General features: G+C 59.3%; 10 protein-coding genes. 5 read left to right on the top strand and 5 right to left on the bottom strand.

Features of this window, described 5'->3' with window-relative positions; translation table 11 throughout:
• Positions 1-262: 262 nt before the first annotated feature.
• The 3 genes from ABD903_RS04005 (at position 263) to ABD903_RS03995 (ending at position 9,309) form a co-directional block, all read left to right on the top strand.
• Positions 263-8,197: a T9SS type A sorting domain-containing protein gene (locus ABD903_RS04005; RefSeq protein WP_345221615.1), complete on the top strand. Its 7,935-nt coding sequence runs from the start codon at positions 263-265 to the stop codon at positions 8,195-8,197.
• Between the two features lie 117 nt (positions 8,198-8,314).
• Positions 8,315-8,602 carry a hypothetical protein gene (locus ABD903_RS04000; RefSeq protein ID WP_345221613.1) on the top strand — a complete coding sequence of 96 codons (288 nt, stop codon included), beginning with the start codon at positions 8,315-8,317 and terminating at the stop codon, positions 8,600-8,602.
• Between the two features lie 131 nt (positions 8,603-8,733).
• Positions 8,734-9,309: a ribonuclease HII gene (locus ABD903_RS03995; protein WP_345221611.1), complete on the top strand. Its 576-nt coding sequence runs from the start codon at positions 8,734-8,736 to the stop codon at positions 9,307-9,309.
• Positions 9,310-9,386: 77 nt separating this feature from the next.
• Here ABD903_RS03995 and ABD903_RS03990 read toward each other — a convergent pair whose 3' ends face one another.
• From ABD903_RS03990 to ABD903_RS03980, 3 genes are read right to left on the bottom strand one after another with little or no spacing between them, the layout of a single operon-like run.
• Positions 9,387-9,839 carry a response regulator gene (locus tag ABD903_RS03990; protein WP_345221610.1) on the bottom strand — a complete coding sequence of 151 codons (453 nt, stop codon included), beginning with the start codon at positions 9,837-9,839 and terminating at the stop codon, positions 9,387-9,389.
• A gap of 60 nt (positions 9,840-9,899) precedes the next feature.
• Positions 9,900-11,444, bottom strand: coding sequence for a sensor histidine kinase (locus ABD903_RS03985; RefSeq protein ID WP_345221608.1), 1,545 nt, complete (start codon positions 11,442-11,444; stop codon positions 9,900-9,902).
• Positions 11,445-11,453: 9 nt separating this feature from the next.
• A complete protein-coding gene (locus ABD903_RS03980) occupies positions 11,454-11,825 on the bottom strand; it encodes a CZB domain-containing protein (protein ID WP_345221607.1) in 372 nt (123 codons plus the stop codon).
• Positions 11,826-12,003: 178 nt separating this feature from the next.
• On the opposite strand from ABD903_RS03980, the gene gcvT reads away from it, so the two are divergent.
• Both gcvT and ABD903_RS03970 read left to right on the top strand, forming a co-directional pair.
• A complete protein-coding gene (gene gcvT, locus ABD903_RS03975) occupies positions 12,004-13,104 on the top strand; it encodes a glycine cleavage system aminomethyltransferase GcvT (protein WP_345221605.1) in 1,101 nt (366 codons plus the stop codon).
• A gap of 105 nt (positions 13,105-13,209) precedes the next feature.
• Entirely contained in the window at positions 13,210-13,956 is a 747-nt protein-coding gene (locus tag ABD903_RS03970; protein ID WP_345221604.1) for a 2-phosphosulfolactate phosphatase, read from the top strand.
• 17 nt (positions 13,957-13,973) lie between these two features.
• Here the strand turns inward: ABD903_RS03970 and ABD903_RS03965 are convergent, their stop codons facing one another.
• Positions 13,974-14,300, bottom strand: coding sequence for a nucleotide pyrophosphohydrolase (locus ABD903_RS03965; RefSeq protein WP_345221602.1), 327 nt, complete (start codon positions 14,298-14,300; stop codon positions 13,974-13,976).
• Positions 14,301-14,314: 14 nt separating this feature from the next.
• A complete protein-coding gene (dtd, locus tag ABD903_RS03960; protein ID WP_345221600.1) occupies positions 14,315-14,761 on the bottom strand; it encodes a D-aminoacyl-tRNA deacylase in 447 nt (148 codons plus the stop codon).
• Between the last annotated feature and the right edge of the window lie 74 nt (positions 14,762-14,835).

The following is a 14,835-nucleotide window of genomic DNA, read 5'->3' as shown; positions in this document are numbered from 1 at the left end:
AGCGCGAACAGCACATAGTCGGAATGGACACCGGAAAATGTGCAATGTTATAAATCCGCTACATCCGCTGACTACGTAGCTGAGGGCCAAATAAGACCTATTGCAGGCTCTGGATTCTTACACAAAGCAAAGCTAAACATTCGCTAAGGCAAAGCTGCCGTTCGGCAAGAAAGCCCGACAGGCGCTACCCCCTAAAAATAGCTTTGTACCGTCTCACGACATACCGATAACCGATTTTCCATCCATCAAACATACTTTATTCATGAGAACAACCTTACGCTTGGCAGTGCTGCTGCTGATGTGGGTCGCGTTCGGACGAACAAACGCTTGGGCACAAAATGTAGCTCCGGTGGCAACGAACGTCACAAGTGCAACGTTGCCGGATGCCAATGGCCGGACGATTATCACGAACCTGAACGTGACCGACCCGAATGGTAACCCCACACTGGCAGCCTATCGGTTTGTGACATTCCCGGCCACCACATCGGGGACGCTTTGGGCTTACAACCAGGCTTCTGGGCGAGCTGTCATAATCAATTCTACTAACCAGCAGGTTAATCCTTTTGAGTTTCCCAACCTGGCCTACGACCCCATTGATGGCCGAGGCAGTGTGTCTTTCTCATTTGCGGGGGTTGATAACAGCGGTAGCGTGTCACCCACGGCTACTTACACCATTAACGTTGCTAACGCGACCGGCGTAAACCAAGCTCCTGTTACGCGGGATCAAACCTCCCAAGCGCTATTGAACACGGCGGGAGCCACTTTGCTCCAAACCCCGCTGTTTGGCGTTGACCCCGATGGCACCGTTGCTTCCTACGTTGTTACTGCCCTTCCTGCTTCTGGTACGCTTGCGCTGAACGGCACGGCTGTTACTCTGAACCAGAATATTTTAGCTGCCGACGCAGCGGGCTTAACGTTCGACCCCGCCGCTAATACCTTCGGTACGGTTACGTTCCGTTACAGAGCTGTTGATAATAATACTGGAACCGATGCCACGCCGGCTTTCTATGCCATTCCAGTAAGCAATGCTTCGTGCGTCTCGGGCAACAACCTGTTGTTTTACCCACGCGCGGAATTAGAAGACTGGACGGTTGTTCGTACGGCTACCGTGCAGGGCGTAACTATTTCGGCCGGTAGCTATGCTGCGTTGGCAGGGGGTACTGCGTTGCGCATGGAGGACAACCCAACCATGCCCGGCAAAGCCTTGGTATGGACATCCGACTACCCCGAAGGTACTGCCGTGGCTAACCGCTCGGCCTCGGTCTCGTTTTCCTTTAGCCGGGCTCTAACCGGTTTTACCATGTCGTTGGGTGACATTGACTTGTCGGCCGGGGGCTGGATAGACCAAGTTAAGCTGGAAGGCTACACGGCCGCTGGCACTCTTGTAACACTGGCCGCCGCAGATGTGCGCGTAGGCAACGCCGCTACGTACTCGGGTAACAACATCATTACCGGAACCGTCGGTAGCTCCACTGCCGATGCCAATACCGTGGTTACGTGGCCGCAGGCCATTACACGTGTAGTTGTGACGTACGCTAACGTTGTTGAAGCTACCGTTACCAACCCGGCCCAGCAGGTAATGACGTTTGAAACGTTTTCGTGGTGTGGCCAAGCAGATGTGTCGACTACCATTGCGGCCGTTGCTACGCCGGTTACGGCCGGTACCACTGGCGCATTTAACGTAACGTACGCAAATGCTGCCACCGGCGACGCCGCCGTGGGAGTAATAGCCAGCGTTCAGCTGCCGTCGGGTTTGAGTGGCGTTACCTTCACCAACCTTACAACGGGGGTGACCGGCTCTTACGACGCAGGCACCGGCTTGGTAACGTTTGCCGGAACTCCGGTAAGCACCTTGGCTCCCGGCGCCTCTTTCTCCGCCCGAATTAACTTCACCGCGCCTGGCTCCGGTCCGGTATCGGCTACGTCTACCATCAGCACTACCACGGCAGAAACCTCTACCGTAAACAATACGGCTACGGCCAGCATTGCGGTAACGCCCGTAATACTCAGCGGTAACGTTTTTGAAGACGTGAATTACGGCGGCGGCGCAGGCCGTACGTTGGCCGCTGCCAATACGTCGGCAACTGCTTCGGGCTTTGCCAACAACGCTATTTTGCGCCCCGGGGTAGTTGTGGAACTGTACAACAGCAGCGGAACGTTGGTAGGTACTACTACCACGAACAGCAGCGGTGCTTACAGCTTTAACTCACCTGGTGCCGGCAACTACACGGTGCGCGTGGTTAATTCAACCGTAACCTCGGCCCGCGGATTAAACTCGGGAGCTACCGGTTTGGTGCCGGTGCAAACTTTCGTGAACGGCGACGTGAACCGCGTGGGTGGCGAAGACCCCATCAAGCAAGATGTGGCCGCAAATACCGGTTCTCAGAGCCTGGCCGATCTAATAAATGGTGCGGGAAACACGGCTTTCACGGCCCAGTCGCTTGCTCCCATTACCCTCACTGCGTCGGGAGCCACGAACATCAATTTCGGCTACAACTTTGACGTGGTGGTGAATACCAACAGCAGCGGACAAGGCTCCTTTGCTCAGTTTGTTGCCAACGCCAACGGCCTGGCCAATACCAACCTGGCCCAAACCGGTCAAACCGCCGGTGCCGAGGTATCGATTTTCATGATCAGCGACGGCCGCACGACTAACGTGCCGGCTGGTACCCGCTCGGGTGTTAGCGGCGGCGCAGTAAACGGCGTGGCCACCATTGGCTTAGCTGGCACCACGCCCCTAACCATCACCGACGCCAACACGACGCTCAGCGGCCTGACGCAGAGCAGCCTCTACGGTAACCCCAGCGCACCCATAACGGAATCTTCGACGGGGCCCGAGGTTATCATCGACTTCAACGGTCAGGCTGGCCTGTCGACAGGTGCGGCTAACACCAAGGTCATTAGCCTGGGCTTCACCGATGCCGCGCCTACTGCGGGTTCCGGTAGCGCCGCATTGAGCATTTTGAATGGTGCTTCCGGCGCCCTGGTGCAAGACAATACGTTTTACAGCAATGGCGCCAACATGCGCATCAACGATATTGGCCTGGTTACGGTAACGGGGAACATCTTCCGCAACGCCTTGGCTAATAATTCGGATGGCATTGAGTTAACCAACTCGTCGCTCAACACGATTACCAATAACCAGTTCATCAACAATGCTGGTTACGGTATCGACTTCATCAGCGGCGCCAACGACGGCAACACCATCACCGGCAACCTGTTCAAAGGCAACGGCCAAACCACAGACAACGGGCAAACCGCTGGCATTGGCATCCGCAGCAACAGCTCGAACAACGTCATCAGCGGCAACACCTTCACGGCCAACGTGGGCGACGGTATTTCGGCGAAGCTGGGCGTGAACAACGTTTTCTCGCAGAACTCTTTCTACGATAACGGGGACCTCGCCATTGATCTGGCGCCGAACATAAACAACAACGGCGACGGTGTAACCCTCAACGAGTCGGGCGACGCCGATGGTTCGGGCGCTGCGGTGTCGGCCAATGGCCTGCTCAACTTCCCGGTTATTCAATCGGCCATCATTCGCAACGGCAACCTGATTGTTTCGGGCTACGCTACGTCCAACGCGGTGGTTGAATTCTTTTTGTCGGACAACTTCACGGCTACCGCCGGCTTTGGCGAAGGCAAAACCTATTTGGCAAGCCGCACCGAAGGCAGCGGTTCCGATGCCGACGCCACCACGGGCACGTACGGCCCCGGTTTGGTAAACGGCTTAGCTCAAGGCACCGAAACCGGTCAGCGACGCTTCTCGTTCTCCATTTCGTTGGCTTCGCTGTCCGCTGAACAACTGGCGCAACTGAATACGGCTGGTGCTAAAATCACGGCCACGGCCACGCTAAGCGCACTGAGCAACGGTAACCAAGGTACCTCGGAGTTTTCGGGTACGGCTGCGGTTCTGCAGGCTCCGGTAGCTAACAACGATTTTGCGACTACCACTCCCGGTGGCACGGTAACGCTGAACGTTACCAACAACGACCAGAATAACATCGACCCTGCTTCGGTGAGCCTGAATGGGCAAGCGCCGGGTAGCACTACGGCCGTAACCGTAACCGGTGGCACGTTCACCTTCACGGCCAACGGAGTGGTATCGTTCACGGCCAACGCTGGTTTCACGGGCGTGGCTACGGTTCCTTACACGGTTAACAACACCTCGGGCGCAGCTTCGAACACGGCTTTCATTTCGGTGGAAGTGCGTAACGCTAGCATCGACCTGGCCACGAGCATCACGGCTCCGGCTAACAACACGGCCGTTAACGCCGGTGCAGCCCTGACCTACACGGTACAGGCTTCGAACACGACTAGCACCGCCGTAAACGGTGTGGTGCAAACCCTGCAGTTGCCAGCCGGCCTTGGCACGGTAACGGTAAGCGGTGGTGCTTACACTAACAACACCACGCTGTACAATAACACGACGGGCCTAGTGACCATCCCCGTAGGCACGCTCGCCGGTAATACTTCGCAGAACTACTCGGTAGCGGTAAGCGCCATGCCCGGCAGCGGTCCGGTAACGGCCACGGCCAACATTAGCGGCACCGGCACCGAAACGAGCACGACCAACAACGTGGCTTCGACGACGGTAACCGTTACCCCGCGCTACGACGTGGCTACCACCATCAGCGGCCCGGCCACGGGCGTGGTGCGCGGCAATGAGGTAACCTACACCGTTACCACCAGCAACCTGACGACGACCGGCTCGGCTTCGCCCGCGCCAAACGTTATCCAGACGGTGCAGTTGCCGGCCGGCCTGACGGGCGTATTTGCCTCTAACGGCGGAACCTATAACTCGGGCAACGGCCTGGTGACCTTCCCGGCCATCAGCTCTCTGCCGGTGGGCCAGTCGGTGGTAAACACCATCAGCTTTGCAGCTCCTGCGGCCAATTTTACGGGCCCCACGGCTACGGTAACGGCCGGTGCCAGCAGCAACAACGCCGGTGACATTGCTACCACCAACAATTCGGCTAACCTGAACGGCTTGGCTACGAACCCGACGGTAGCCACCGTGGTTGCCGGCGCTGCTTCGGTTAACGTGTACACCACCATCAGCAGCTCGGCTACTAACGTAGCTCCCGGCGGTTCGGTAACCCTGACGGTAACGGCTTCCAACGCCGGCCCCGGCACGGCAGCATCTGTAACAGAAACCCTGCAGCTACCGGCTGGCCTGACCCGCGGCGGCACTCTGGCCGTAACCGTGAGCAACGGCGGCACTTACAACGATGCTACCGGTCTGGTGACCTTCACTTCCTTCGGGAACCTGGCCCCCAACGCCAGCGCCTCGGCCACGGTAACCTTCGCTGCTCCGGCGCAGGGTATCGTCCTGGCCACGGCTACGGTTTCCACCACCTCTGCTGATTTGGTAGCCGCTGACAACCTGGCCCAAACCAAGGTTGAAATCAACCCGGTAGCCGATGTAGCCACTACGGTGGCTGGCCCGACCACGGTGGTGCCCGGCCAAACAGCAACGTACACGGTTACCACCAGCAGCTTGGGCGAAACTCCGGCTGTAGGCGTGGTGCAGCGCGTAAGCCTGCCTGCCGGCTTGAGCGGGGTAACGGTTAGCGGTGGCGGTAGCTACAACTCTAGCACCGGTATCGTGACCTTCACTTTCGCTGACGCACTGGTGAAAGGCTCTACCCAGACGAACACCATTTCCTTTACTGTACCCACGGGCGCTACCAACTACTCGGCCGTGGCGAACGTAAGCACCACGACTCCGGAAACGGTGGTTAACAACAACACTGCAACCGTTAACACCACCGTGCAGCCCCTCGTGGACCTGGCTGTGAGTGTAAGTGGTCCGGCTACGGCAGTAGTTGGCAGCGCGGTAACCTACTCGGTTTCGACGACCAACAACGGCCCTTCAACCGCCACTGCCGTAGCGCCTACGCTGCAGTTGCCCACCGGCTTGAGCTCGGTACTGGTAACCGGCGGCGGTAGCTACAACTCCAGCACGGGCGTGGTAACCTTCTCCGAGGTGGCCTCCCTGCCCAGCGGCAGCAGCTTCCTGCGCACGGCTACTTTCCTGATGACCGATGCCAGCAGCGTTAACGGCGTGGCTCGGGTTAGCTCGGGCACGTCCGAAACCAAGTTCGACAACAACTACGCTTCGGTAGCAACCACGGCGGTTGCGCCGGGCACCACGACTACCAATCTGGCTACTACCATTGCGGCTCCGGCCACGGTAGCAGCCGGTGCTCAAGTAACCGTAACAGCGAACTTCTCGAACGTGACTGGCTCGGGTACGGCTACTGCGGTAGTTCCTTCCTTGGCTTTGCCAGCAGGTCTGAACACCTACGGTACCGTAACGGTAGCGGGTGGCACGGGCGGCACTTACAACAACGCCACCGGTTTGGTAACCTGGAACAGCCCCGGCAACCTGAACGGCGGTGCTGGCCTAACCACCGATTCGTACCGCGTAACCTTCACGGCGCCGGCCAGCGGCTCGGTAACGGCTACGTCCTTTGTCACCTCGTCCACACCCGAAACGGTTCTGGACAACAACATCGCCAGCACTACCATTAGTGTAACGGCTTCGGCCGACGTGGCAACCAGCGTGAGCGGCCCTGCCACCGCGCTGCCCGGCGCCACGGTTACTTACGCAGTGCTGACGCTGAACAACGGTGTTTCGCCGGCTTCCTCAACTCAAACGGTGCGAATTCCGGCTGCAGCCACCAACATTGTAGTGCCGGCAGGCAGCACGCAGTCGGCTCCTTCGGGCGGCTTCATCACCGTCACCTTCCCGGCTATTGCCAACCAACCGGTAGGCCTGGCTGGTGAAGTAACCAACTACGTGTCGTTCACGGCGCCGAGCGTGGCTTACAGCGTGAATGCCGTTCTGCTGCCAGGCAGCGCTACCGGCGACGTAACAAGCAACAACTCGGTGACGGTTAACACATCGATCAACCGTGCTCCAGTGGCGTACAACGTGGTGAACAACCTCCAGACGCCGGAAGCCAACACGGCTGGTCCGTTGCTCATCTCGCCGCTGGTGGCTACAGATGCCGACGGCAACACGCTTACCTACACCATTACCTCGCTGCCGGCCACCACGTCAGGCATCCTGTACCTGGGTGCTGGCACGGGTTCGCCCATTAGCGTGAACCAGACGTTGACCGCCGCGCAAATCAGCACGCTGCGCTTCGACCCGGTGACCAACTTTATCGGCAACGCCTTCTTTACCTACACGGCAACCGATAACGCCACGGCTCCGGCTACCTCTAACACGGCCATTTACACCATTGCCGTGGGACAGGATGTAAACTCGGTGTACGTTAACGCTCCGAACAAGGGCGGTACGGTAGCCGGTTACGTTAACGGTGACCTGATTGCCAGCGTGGTGGACGCCAACTCGTTCCGCTACAACAGCAGCGGCGCTATCTACAACCCTGAAGTGAACAACGGTACCATCATCCCCGGTACCGACAACGGTGTGCGCTCGGCCACTACTGACGCCGCCGGTTCCACGTTGCTCGCCAGCCTGGGCCTCACGCTGGACCCAGTAACGGGTGAAATTCGGGTAACCAACCGGACGTTGCTCCGCGGTGGCAGCTACACGCTGAACATCACCACAATTGATGCCAGTGGTGGTACCAACACGCAGCCGGTAACCTTCCTCATCGGGGTGCGTCCGCTGCCGGTAGAGCTGACCGTCTTCGAAGCCAAGGCCAAGGGCCGCGACGGTCTGCTGACCTGGGAAACGGCGCAGGAGAAAAACAACGAGCGTTTCGACGTGGAGCGTAGCCTCGACGGCAAGAACTTCGTGAAGATCGGCTCGGTGCAAGGAAACGGCACCAGCGCCACCAAGCAGCAGTACAGCTTCACCGACGTAAATGCCGCCAACGCTGCCACGCAAGTGTACTACCGCCTCACCCAGGTGGACTTCGACGGCACCAGCGCTACTTCGCCGGTACGTAGCGTCCTCTTCGGCACTGCCAAAGCCTCGGTGGAACTGGCGCTGTACCCCAGCCCGGCGGTTAACTCGCTGAACGTAAGCCTGACCGCCACGGCCGATAAGGCGACGGTTACGGTATTCTCGACCACGGGTGCGCTGCTCATGACCCAGTCGCTCGACAGCTCGCTGCGCACGACTTTGGATGTAAGCAACCTGCCAACGGGCGCCTACATCCTGAAGGTTCAGGCCGCCAACGGCGTAAACCTGACCCGCCGCTTCGTAAAGCAATAGGGTGGATGGACCCTTTATGAACGGCAAACGGCCGTCACCTTCGGGTGGCGGCCGTTTTTTGTGCGACTTTGGTAACATAGAGTTAACTCAGTATTTGGAAGCTCCGTACCTTGAGGTATGCCGGCCGCTTACCATCCCGACCGGCGCCGCACTACTATGGCCAACAACCAAAAAGCCTCCAACCAAAACAAAGAACAACAGCCTAGTGACCCGCTCTTCAACCTGAAGCACGCGCAAGTAGAGGCCGAACTGGAAAAGCAAACGGGCGGCCTGGGGCCGACCACTAACGTATACATGTCCACCGACGAAGACGGCGAACTGGACGAAGGCCCGCGTGACAGCCAGGGCCAGCGTCGCGGCGAACCAGACCAGAACATTACCGGAAGCACCGCCGGCAAGCACTAGCTCGGCTTGCTGTTCGATATACAACCGCCTTCCTGCCACTGCGGGGAGGCGGTTTTTCGTGTAAGCGGGCATCAGAAACTGCGGGCTGCCTGCCGGGGTACAAAAGGATCGGGTCTACTTTTGTCGCACGTATGCTACTAGCCTCTTTTACCGGTCAGCCGCTTGAAGCCGGCCTCGATGAAGCCGGCCGCGGCTGCCTGGCCGGGCCCGTTTTTGCCGCCGCCGTCATTCTACCGCCCGATTTCGCCCCTGCCGGCCTCACCGACTCCAAGCTGCTCTCGGCCAAGCGGCGCGAGGCGTTACGGGAAATCATTTGCCGCGAGGCCGTGGCTTGGGCCGTAGCCGAAGCCTCGCCCGATGAAATAGCCGCCTACAACATCGCCCAAGCCAGCTACCTGGCCATGCACCGCGCCGTGACCGACCTCAGGATAACGCCCACGCATTTGCTCGTCGACGGTAACCGCTTCAAGCCTTACGCTGGCATCGAACACACCTGCATCATGCGCGGCGACGGGCTGTATCTGCACATTGCGGCGGCCTCGGTGCTGGCCAAAACCTTCCGCGACGACCGCATGTGCGCCCTGGCCGCGGAATACCCGCAGTACAACTGGTCCCAGAACGCGGGTTATCCTACCGCCCAGCACCGGGCCGCCATTCGTGCGCACGGGCCAACGCCGCACCACCGCATGGGGTTTCGGTTACTGTAGGCCCCTGCACCAAAACGCCCCGGCCGCCCGCTGAACAGTCAGCGGGCGGCCGGGGCGTTTTGGTGCCATGAGGTAACTTATTGCGGTTCCTTCAGGCGCAGCAGGTCGAGGAACAAACTGAATCCGTCGACGGTAGAGCCGCCTTCGCCAAACCGGTCGAAGTTCAGGGGCTTGATGATGTAGCCGCTTACGGCCAGCTGCTGAGCCTTAAGCCGGTCCGATTCGAGGTCAGAGGTAGTCATGATGAACACGTTCAGGCCCACGAACTCGGGGTCGGAGCGCAGATTTTCGAGCAGCTCCAGCCCGTTCATGCGCGGCATGTTCACATCGAGCATCACCACGTTGGGCTTGGGAATGGGGGATTTTCCGCCTTCGCCGCGCAGCAATGAAAGGGCTTCGCGGCCGTTGCGGGCTATGTGCAGAGGAACGTTTATATCGTGTTTGCGCAGTTCGCGCTGCACGTTCATGATGTCCATCTGGTCGTCTTCGACCAACAGGATACCAGCGGCAGTAGGAGCATCAGAGGACATATAGCAAGGAGGGAAAGACGAGGGTAAGTCAGGGGTATACGGGAGTGCGGCTCCAAAATGTTATTTGGCGCCGCCGCTGCGGGCAAGGGCTGGGGCCGCCGCCGACATTTTTGGCCAGGTGAAAGTGAACGTGGCGCCGTGGCCCTCAGATGAATTCAGGGTAATAGAGCCGCCGTGGCGCTCCACAATTTTTTTAACGATGGCCAGTCCCACGCCGGTGCTTTCCAGGGTGTCGCGCTCGGTGAGGGTTTGGAAAATGACGAACACCCGCTCGTGGTATTCGGGAGCTATGCCGGGGCCGTTGTCGGTGAGGGAAAACACGTACTCGGTGGGCGTTTCGCGGTATTGAATCCGCACCATACCTTTCTCGGGCTCGTGGTGATACTTAAGCGCGTTGCTGAGCAGGTTGCTGAATACTTGGTGCAGCTCCACGCGCGGCGCCAGAATAACGGGCAGGTACGTGGGAAACTGAATTCGAAAGCCTTCGGGCGGGCTGAGCACGTCCACAATTTCGGTGAGCAGTTCACGCACGTCCACCCGCTCGTCGAGTTGCTCCACGCGGCCGATGCGCGCCAGCTCCAGAATACCGCTGATCAGGTTTTCCATGCGGTGCACGCGCACGCGCATCAGCACCAGAAACTCCTGAATATGGGCCGGCAGCTCCTGGCTCATGTCTTCCTCGATCCAGCGCGAGGCGCTTTCGATGCCGCGCAGCGGCGCTTTCAGATCATGCGACACCACGTAAGCAAACTGATCGAGCTCTTGGTTACGACGCTCCAGCTGGGCAATGGTGGTGCCAATGGTGCCGGCCATGGAGTTCAGCGAGGCGGCCAGCTCGCTCAGTTCGTCCTGTTCGGGGTCGGTAACGTGCACGTTATAATCGCCCTTGGCAATGCGCTGCGCTAGCTCCACCATGGTGCTGATGCGGCGTGAGAGTAGCCGGGCCAGAAATAAGGCGCTCAACAGACCAACCAGCAAGGCCAGCAGCGCCAGCACCACCGACAGCACGCGGGTTTGCTGAATGCTGTCGGCCAGCTTGTCGCGCTGCTTTTCCCGCGAGGCTAACTCAGAGCGGTCGAAGCCGCGGAACAGCACCCGAATCTGGTCCATGAGCCGCTTGCCGGTTAGGTCGGCGGCCAGGTTGCGGTGCTCCATGCCATCGAGGCCTTCCTGCTTGGGGTTTCGCAGGCGGGCTTCCCGTTTTTCGGCCACCAGCAAGTGCGAGTACGCCGACCATTGCTCGTACAGCTTTTGGGCGCGGAGTAGGCGCTGGTACTGCGGGTCGTCGGGCAAAAACTCGTTTCGGAGGGTGGCAAAGCTCCCCAATAGCTGCCGTTCGCCTTCGTAATAAGAGTCGAGCAGCCGCTCGTTGCCCACGAGCAGGTAAGCCCGGAAACCGGCCTCCATGTCCACCACGCTGCGCAACATCCGCGTAGATTGGGCCGTGCGGTTCTGCGACTGCGCAATGCGCTGGGAGTTGCGCAGCACGCTGCGCGAGAGTTGGTAATTGACAAACACCACTGCCACGAACAGCAGAGCAATGGCCGAAAATCCCAGAAACAGGCGAGTAGAAAGCTTCAGCTTCATCGAAGAGAGTGGCGGCACGAGAGCAGGTTAGTGGCCCTCTGTACGCAACTCCGCTTCTAAAGTGTCCAGTAAGCTCAGCAGTTCGGTAGCCATGGCGTTTATTTGGCTTAGGCCGGCTATGGCTTTGTCGGTTTCGCCGGTGCCGTGCAGATCCATGAGTTGGCCTGCCACCGTGTGCATTCTGGTATGCAGGCGGTCGAGGTGTTGCATGTTGGGCAAATACCCAAAGCGCGGAAGCCCTACCTGCTCCAGCCACTGCCCGAAAGAGCATACATGCGCATCCCGAATAGGGGTTTCGGCGGTGCGGCTGCCGTATAAAAACGAACGTAGCTTGGATTTAAATACGACGTGCTTGAGCCGGGCGGCGTCAAATTCACGCTTTATTTCGTCGGGGGCCATTCGGCGGTTTATAATCTAAAAACAGCCGAACCCAGGCAGGGCAGAGGCGAAAAAGCTATAAAAGCGGGCAGCAGTCCTGCAAAGATAGAGACTGTGCCGCGCCCGCCCGAATTGGCTACTTTTGCGGCGCGGCTTCGCAGTCGTGCTTTTCCCCATTCTACTTCACGCATCCCGTTTTATGAGCGACCTGAAGACCGTCGTGCTCAACGACGTGCACCAGCAACTTGGTGCCAAAATGGTGCCCTTCGCCGGCTACAACATGCCCGTGCGCTACTCCTCCGACCTCGACGAGCACCACACCGTACGCCGCGCCGTGGGCATTTTCGACGTGTCGCACATGGGCGAGTTCCGGGTGCGCGGCCCCCATGCCCTCGACCTCATTCAGCGGGTAACCAGCAACGACGCCAGCAAACTGACCGACGGCAAAGCCCAATACTCCTGCCTGCCCAACAACGAAGGCGGCATTGTGGACGATTTGCTGGTGTACAAGCTGGCCGACGAGGACTACATGCTGGTAGTAAACGCCTCGAACATCGACAAGGACTGGAACTGGATCAGCCAGCACAACACCCAGGGTGCCGACATGCAGAATGTGTCGGATGAGATGAGCCTGTTTGCCGTGCAAGGCCCCAAAGCTGCCGACGCCCTGCAAAGCCTAACCAGCGCCGACCTGAAGAGCATTCCGTACTATTCCTTCGTGCAGGGCGACTTCGCCGGCGCGCCGGACGTTATCATTTCGGCCACCGGCTACACCGGCGCGGGCGGTTTCGAGCTGTACGTACCCAACGAGCACGCCAAACAGGTGTGGGACAAAATCATGGAAGCCGGCCAGCCCTTCGGCCTGAAGCCCATCGGCCTGGGTGCCCGCGACACGCTGCGTCTGGAAATGGGCTACTGCCTCTACGGCAATGATATCGACGACCAAACCTCCCCGCTGGAAGGCGGCCTGGGCTGGATTACCAAATTCACCAAGGAATTCACCAACTCCGCCGCCCTCAAGCAGCAGAAGGAACAGGGCGTAACCCGCAAGCTGGTGGGCTTTGTGATGGATGCCGCCGGCATTCCGCGCAGCCACTACCCGCTAGTAAACGAAGCCGGCGAAACCATCGGTGAGGTTACCTCGGGCACGCAGTCGCCCTCTATGGGCAAGGGCGTGGGCCTGGGCTACGTGAAAACGGAGTACAGCCAGCCCGGCAGCCAGATTTTCGTGCAGGTGCGCGGCAAAAACCTGCCGGCCACAGTCAGCAAGCTGCCGTTTGTGAAAGGCACCGAAGAGTAATCTTGAGTTGGTAATTTGTCCGTCATCCTGAGCGAAGCGAAGGACCTTACCACGCGTGGTAAGGTCCTTCGCTTCGCTCAGGATGACCTTTTCTATATTCGTTTCATGCCCACCGTTGATATCTGTTTCTCGCCGGAACTGCTGCCGCTTTATGACCTGAAAGGCAAAGTGGCTGTGGTGGTCGACATTCTGCGCGCTACTTCCAGCATTGTCACGGCGCTAGCAAACGGCGTTACGCATGTTTTTCCTGTGGCCGAGCTAGCCGAATGCGCGGCCCTGGGCCAGGAGCACGGCTGCCTCACCGCCGCCGAGCGTGATGGCCGCGCCGCCGAAGGCTTCGACCTCGGCAACTCACCTTTCGGTTACCTGGATGGTGTGTTGCCTGTGCGCGGGCGCGCCGTTGCCATTAGCACCACTAACGGTACGCTGGCCCTGCGTCGCTCCTTATCGGCCGATGCCGTGGTGGTAGGCGCCTTCCTAAACTTGCAGGCCGTAGTCGATTTCGCGCAGGTGCAGCAGAAGGATGTGGTGGTGGTCTGCGCCGGCTGGAAAGGAAAGTTCTGCCTGGAAGATACCGTGTTTGGCGGCGCCCTAGCCGAACGCCTCGCCGATACTTTCGACGTGGCTTCTTCCGATGCTACGCTGGCCGCACTGCACCTCTGGCAGCAAGCCAAAGCCGATTTACACGCTTACCTGCTGCAATCCTCGCACGTGCGCCGCCTAAACTCCCTCGAAGCCAACAAGGACTTTGAGTTTTGCCTGCGCCTCGACGAATACCCCGCTACGCTGCCCATCTGGCAAGCCGACCGCCTCGTGCCATTTGTTAAGCAAGGGCAGCTGCAAAACGCCTGATTCAACCAGCGCAGCGACTAACTCAGCTTCTCGTTTTCCTGGTGACGAGTGGCGTCGCGTTGCGTTTTCTTTTCCAGGTTGCGCTGGAGGGCTTCGGTCAGGTTTACGCCGGTTTGGTTGGCGAGGCAAATCACCACGAATAGCACGTCGGCTAACTCATCGGCCAGCACTTTGTCGCGGTCGGAAGCTTTGAAGGACTGCTCCCCGTACTGCCGGGCAATAATGCGGGCCACTTCGCCCACTTCCTCGGTGAGCATGGCCATGTTGGTTAGCTCGTTGAAATACCGCACGCCGGTAGTCTGAATCCACTGGTCGACGGTTTTTTGGGCTTCTTCAATGGTCATGGCGGCGGGATGAATTACTGGGGTGAATCGAGGACAATGGTAACGGGGCCGTCGTTGAGTAGGCACACTTTCATATCGGCGCCGAAGCGGCCGGTGCCTACGGGCCGACCCATGAGGCGTTCGAGCAAGGCCACGAACTGCTCGTAGAGCGGAATGGCCACGGGCGGCGGCGCGGCGCCAATGTAGCTAGGGCGGTTGCCTTTGCGGGCGTCGGCTAGAAGCGTGAACTGGCTAACCACAAGCAGTTCGCCGCCAATGTCCTGCACCGAGCGGTTCATCTTGTCGTCCTCGTCGGAGAAAATGCGCAGCTGCACCAGCTTGCGGGCCATCCAGTCGAGGTCGGCGGCCGTATCGGTGGGGGCGAAACCCGCTAGTACCAGCAGGCCGGGGCCAATTTGCCCGGTAATTTCGCCTTCCACGGTAACCGACGCTTCGCTGACGCGCTGCACTACCACTCGCATATTTGAGCCATTTGGGGTGATGAGGAAGCAAAGAAAGGCAGCAATTGCCCATCTTCGGCCCGTGCAGCCGGTTT

The sequence above is a fragment of the Hymenobacter koreensis genome, assembly GCF_039541855.1.
In the GTDB taxonomy this organism is placed as follows: Bacteria; Bacteroidota; Bacteroidia; order Cytophagales; family Hymenobacteraceae; genus Solirubrum; species Solirubrum koreensis.
The sequence above is the reverse complement of the archived record's forward strand: the minus strand, read 5'-3'. Positions and strand labels throughout refer to the sequence as shown.